Annotated in this window: 5 protein-coding genes and 2 pseudogenes; 2 read left to right on the forward strand and 5 right to left on the reverse strand. The window is 58.6% G+C overall.

Features of this window, described 5'->3' with window-relative positions; translation table 11 throughout:
* The coding region (locus tag J07HQW2_RS00170; protein ID WP_021053105.1) for a PIN domain-containing protein at positions 1–437 on the forward strand (437 nt) is incomplete at its 5' end.
* Between the two features lie 63 nt (positions 438–500).
* On the opposite strand, the gene J07HQW2_RS00175 is transcribed toward J07HQW2_RS00170, so the two are convergent.
* The 4 genes and pseudogenes from J07HQW2_RS00175 to J07HQW2_RS16780 form a co-directional block, all read right to left on the reverse strand.
* Positions 501–989, reverse strand: a complete 489-nt coding sequence (locus tag J07HQW2_RS00175; protein WP_021053106.1) for a hypothetical protein — start codon at positions 987–989, stop codon at positions 501–503.
* Between the two features lie 127 nt (positions 990–1,116).
* Positions 1,117–1,551, reverse strand: coding sequence for a toxin-antitoxin system TumE family protein (locus tag J07HQW2_RS19695; RefSeq protein ID WP_021053107.1), 435 nt, complete (start codon positions 1,549–1,551; stop codon positions 1,117–1,119).
* Positions 1,552–1,559: 8 nt separating this feature from the next.
* Positions 1,560–2,093, reverse strand: a complete 534-nt coding sequence (locus tag J07HQW2_RS00185; RefSeq protein ID WP_021053108.1) for a DUF7342 family protein — start codon at positions 2,091–2,093, stop codon at positions 1,560–1,562.
* Between the two features lie 477 nt (positions 2,094–2,570).
* Positions 2,571–2,684, reverse strand: a pseudogene (locus tag J07HQW2_RS16780) (SOS response-associated peptidase family protein); the annotation flags it as partial.
* Between the two features lie 425 nt (positions 2,685–3,109).
* Between J07HQW2_RS16780 and J07HQW2_RS16785 the strand changes: the two are divergent.
* Positions 3,110–3,668: pseudogene (locus J07HQW2_RS16785) on the forward strand (DNA polymerase domain-containing protein); the annotation flags it as partial.
* Between the two features lie 325 nt (positions 3,669–3,993).
* Here J07HQW2_RS16785 and J07HQW2_RS00205 read toward each other — a convergent pair.
* Positions 3,994–5,280 (reverse strand): Cdc6/Cdc18 family protein, encoded by a 1,287-nt coding sequence (locus tag J07HQW2_RS00205; RefSeq protein ID WP_021053112.1) that lies wholly within the window; start codon positions 5,278–5,280, stop codon positions 3,994–3,996.
* Between the last annotated feature and the right edge of the window lie 167 nt (positions 5,281–5,447).

A 5,447-nucleotide genomic window follows, 5' to 3' on the forward strand; every position in this document is an offset into this window, starting at 1 on the left:
CGTCGTGTGTCATTCCCGAGCGTGTCTACGGGGAGGTCGTCGAAACGGGGCTCGAGCAGGGCTATCCGGACGCCCGTCGCATCGAGCGCAGCGTCGACGCCGACAGGTTTGATATCGTGTCGGTTGAGACCTCCCCGCTGCTGTCCCGCCTCCAGGATAATAGCAACCTCAGCGACGCCGATGTCGCTGTCCTCGCCTGCGCCGACGTCCACGATGGTGTGGCCGTGATGGATGAGACGTACGGCCGTGACGTTGCTGCAGCCGAGGGAATCACAACCCGGGGGACGGCGTATCTCGTACTAAAACTCGCTAGCGAGGGAGCGCTCAGTGTCGACGAGGCCCGAACTGTGATTGATGCGATGATCGACGAGGGCTGGTACTGCGCCCCCGACGTCTACGCGAAGATCATCCAGAAACTCGAATCACTTGCCGACTGATGTGTCACTCGGTGAAGCAGGGAGGGGAGCTCCATAGCGGGAACGCGTTCTTCCCTCAGGCTGTTAGAGTGCGACCACGAGCCCGATAACGAGTGTGACGAGTCCGAGTGCCAGCCACGTCGTCCGCACTGCGAGACGCCGCCAGAACCGCCTCCCCAGCAGACGGAGTTGATCACGGAGGGCTGCCCGCCGTTCCGTTTCGAGGACCGCGACTTCGTCGTAATAGTCGCGGCGATCTGCGGGAAGCGTTCGGAGTGTCGTCTGGCACTCGCTGCAGGTGTATTCGAACTCTGCCCGGACGTGCTGGCGGCGGAATTCTTGCTCGCCGCCCTCGTCGTAGCCTGTAACCTCGTACACGAGGAGTTTCGAGACGAAGCGACGGGCCCCACACTCCGGACAGTGGTTCATTCTGAGCGTTGGCGTTCCATCCTCGCTGCTCGCATCGTCTGGCCACGACGGCTGCGAATCTGTGTCCTCGGTCTCTCTCGGTGGCCTCGTGTCGTTTGCTGACGGCGATGCACTCGCTGTCTCGGAGCTACTGAACGTAGACATGGATTCACTTGTGACTGCACTCAGCTGACACCAGACTGGACACCACGACGGCTCTCCTGGTGATGCCCATCGCGCTGAGCGCCGTCACCCTTGGTCGGCGCGATAAACGCCACTGCGGGGGAGTCGTCTATTCGTCCCACAGTACTGCAATCCGGTCTTCGACCTCGTCGAGGACAAGTCGCAGGACATCACGATGGTCGGTCGGCCAAGAGTCATTGCCACCGGGCGTCGGGGCGGTGGGCGGGGGATGGAAGTGGTCGCGCGTATTGTGGGGGTTCGGATGCCGATCCCATCGGCATTCCCAGGTGTCCTCCGAATGGACCTCTCGATAGTGGATTGTGAAGTCGTCGTTCGTGTACCAGCGGACAGTCAGGGTTGCGTCGTCGACGGGCGCTGGGTAGTACGACGGGGCAAAGACAACGTGGAGTTCCAGATGGCCGCTGGCGTCGGTGATGGCCGCTCGGGCGATCTGCCTCGTCGCTTGGAGCCGCGTCTGGAGGAACTCGAGGATGGGACGATCGATGGGGGCAGGGCTCCCGCCATCGCCTGTCGGTGGTACCATCGAGCGGGCTACCCGGATGCCTGTTCGCGCTCGCCACCCGTGCGTTGCTGGCGTGCGCGTTCATAGCGGTCTCGCTCCTCGCGGGCGGTCGCCCAGTCACCGAGGTCGCCGTACACGTCGTCGATGGTCCGCTCGTTACTGCCCTCCGCGGCGGCGACGGCGTCGACTTCGGCCGGTGACGCGGCGTCGTACGTCGCCTCGTACTCGGTGATGCGCGTCGTCAGCTCACGAACGCGATCCTGCAGGTCCTCGACGGAGTGGTCGGCTGCGAGCTGGTTGATGCGTCGCCACTCGAAATACGCGTCGTTGCGCTCGTAGGTGGCTGGATGGCCGTCGTGTCGGGTGACGATGCCGAGGTCGTCGAACCACCCCAGATACTTCCGGGCGGTCTTGGGGTCACAGTCTGCGCTCTCGGCAATCGCGCTCGCCGTCGTCGGCTCGCGGGTCTGCAGGATGGTGCCGTAGATGCGCTGTTCGACGTCGTCGCTGCTGAACGGCTCCTCGAAGGGGGGCGGCCCATCGGCGGCGTCTGTCTCGGACATACTCGGGATTGCAGAGCGAAGGATATAGTTCTTACTTCGAGGAATAGTTTCCTGAAACACAGTCTCCCCCCCGGCAACCCGGTTTTGCGGCGGGATTGAGCGTAGTTAACCAACAAATAGCGCGATATAGCGAGTTTGTTGGTTAAACTGTCTCGGCTCGCGGAACCTGAACGCTTGAGAAGTACCTTCCCGGATGGCGGTGAAGCGGCGCCACTACTCGGATCGACCACCGAAGAATCGACGCAACAGCGAGGCTGGCTCTGAGCCATCACCGGTCTCGCCCGCAGTCCCGGAGTCTTCCTTGTGGGACTGCTCAGTTTCCCCGTCACGGGCTGTGAGTTCATCGGTGAGTCGTTCGATTTCTGCTTCGAGGGCCTGGATCCGCTCAGTCTTCTGTTCGAGTGTTGCCTCGAGTTCGCCGACACGCTCGTTCAACAGTCGGTTTTTTTCAGCCAGGTACGCACGACTCCGGTCTGCATCGCCAGGCGCGATGTTGTATCGGGGTGTATACCCGCCGTCCGTGACGACCTCGGCGTCAAAACGAGCCTCGAGGTCGGCCTGGTCGATGAAGAGCGAGTTTCGGCCACACATACCTGAGAGTTCGGTGGGAGGCATCTTCAACGTGGTCGAGCAGAGCCTCAACGGTGTCCACGCCCTTAACCAACAGACAGGTACAGGAGACCGGAAATGTTGGTTAACGCTACTGTACCGGCAAAGGTTGATTCTGGAAACGTTCTCGGAAACAGTCGGTCGGCCGCAGAAACAAAACGACTGCGGATGGGCCACCGTCGATCTCGTACCACCCCTGAAACGCGGAAGCGCCACGCCGCGGCTTATCGGGACTGTAGCCGTCCCGCGCCGACAATACCCCCGGCGAGACCCACGCGAAAACCCTTCAAGCCCGAACCCTCGCTCGGTTGACGACCTACGCCGGAGGGTACGATATCCCGGTGCTCGTCACTCGGGCGCATCGTGACGACTTCACCAAGCCGGTCGCGACGGCCGCCGACCACCACCTCGAGGCGCTCGCGACGGAGATTTCGGAGGCTGTCGAGATTCGCCTCGAACACGAAGCCCACTACGACTGGGTGGCGTTCATGCCGCAGCGCGAGAGCGACGCCGTTCATCGAGGAGGTTCAGCAGGACGGTCTCGACCGGCTCGATGCGACACGGTCACCGGATGCAGTCCTCGACAGACTCCAAAAGGCAATCAGTCAGCTCCATGTAGGGTCAGTGTCGGTCGATGCACTCGTCGAACGGAACCGCGTCTCCAAGCCACTCAAAGGATACGCCCAGAATACGCAGAACGTGGCGGCGTTAAAGCGCGCTCGCGATCAAGACCTCGGCGTCCACCCCGGACAGGATATCGAGTACGTGGTCGTCGACGACGAGAAATCCTCACAGAACCGTGTCGCCCTCGCCCACGAAGCGATCGAGACCTACGACGACGCGTACTACGAGACCCAGCTCGTCAGAGCTGTCGAAAGCGTGCTGTCCCCCCTCAAGTGGGATCGGACCGATATCCGACGAGATCTTGATGGGACACAGGTACGTGGTACCACGGACTGGACCTGACCAGCCCCCGTTTTTCGAGTTGTAAATGGGATAGGGGTACGGTGGACACCCCTATTTCGAGATGTAAATATGGCTCCTACACCCTCTACAGCCCTCCTAACCAGTATTCCAGCTTCACGGACGATGTCCACAGTTGCCTACTCGAAACGAAGGCAGCTGCGGATCGCGATGAGCATCCACTTGTGAGTACATCGCAAAAGCACACCCCCTATTTCGAGTTGTAACGCGAACGGCCGCTCCCGTGTCGAAGATCGATATCCGAGACACACCCCTATTTCGAGTTGTAAACGAAAGGGGGGTCAAATCGGAGGCCTCAGTCGGGACTCTAGTTCAGGAACCCGTTCATTTTCGATTTCGCGATAGAGCGCATCATCTCTTCTTCTTGTTCCAGGTTAGCAAAACAATCGTCCTCTAGGATTCGTTCCATAATCGACTCAGGGTCTTCAGCGAGGTCGAAGTGCATGTGGATGCCTTTTCCCCGTCCTCGACCACGACGGTCGAACTCAAGGATGCCATAGGTCGCCTGTTCAGTAACATGGTTCACGAAGGTTTCTCGGCCATAGGAATCAGCTCCGAGAGTGTCACAGACGAACTGGTAGAGGCTGTAGGAGGGTCCGGCCGGAATCCAGTCCACACTGGCATTTGAGTAGTAGTCTGTCGCAGCAACGGCGAAGATACAGAGCTTCTTTTGAGTCGAGAGTCCACCGATATGCCGTAATTTCCGATCGGAGTCATATCGGTCCTGGGCAGTCCGGACGTGTGATTCTTCGACACGCTCGTCTCCTTGTTTATCGGTTAATTCCCCGGACCACCGAAGCAGATCGATAGCCTTCCGTGCATCACCGTGTGTCTGAGAGCCGAACGCGGCGACGAGTGGGACGACATCATCCGCGAGAACCTCAGGCTTGAAGGCGTCTTCACGATTGCGGAGGATATGTCGAAGCTGCGTTGCGTCGTAATCCTCGAAGAAGATCTCGTCTGGATTGAATGAGCTATTCGCGCGGCTATTGAGATCAGACATGAAATCGATGTAGTTGGTTATCGCAGTGACGGAAACGGGGCCATCAAACCGGCCGAGGTTTCGAGCCCGCGAGAGTTGGTAGAGGAGTGAATTATATTCTGGTTCCGAGTATGGGCCGTCGAGCATGTCGACCTCGTCTAAGACGAAAATTACGCCGTCATAGTGTTCGCGCATGATTTCCCACAGGCGCTCGAGTTTCTGGTCTGTCGAGACCCCACTCTCGGGAACTCCCGGTTCTTCATCGATATTTGCCGTCGCTTCTTGAATGAGACGATAGACTGCACGACTGGTCGTACCTGGGCCCTCGCAGTTTATTGAAAACACACCGAACCGCATTCCCTGAGCCTCACTCAGCTCGACGATTTTCTTACAGACAGCATGGATAATCAGGGATTTCCCCGTTCCAGACGGCCCAGTCAGCAACATCTCCGGAATGCCGTGGTTCTGGAGAGCGGGTTTGAGATTTGTGATAACGGTCTTTAACTGCTCATCGCGACCAACGATCCGATCTTCGTCGATTATTGTATCCGGACGAACCAAATCCTTGTTTTCGAAGACAGTCTCAACAGATCCAGATTGGAGCTCGTCCATAATCGAGATACCGCTACCAGAATCGTCGAGCGTAGTTTGACTGCTGGTAGACTCCTCGGAGTTACTCTCTCCGTGCTCTCCGGGAACCTCCGTTATAGTATAATGATAGTACAGGTGTTATATTATCTTGCTAACTCAATCATAAATCATACATTTGATATTTTATG

Origin of the sequence: Haloquadratum walsbyi J07HQW2, from assembly GCF_000415985.1 — an archaeon.
Taxonomy (GTDB): Archaea; Halobacteriota; Halobacteria; order Halobacteriales; family Haloferacaceae; genus Haloquadratum; species Haloquadratum walsbyi_B.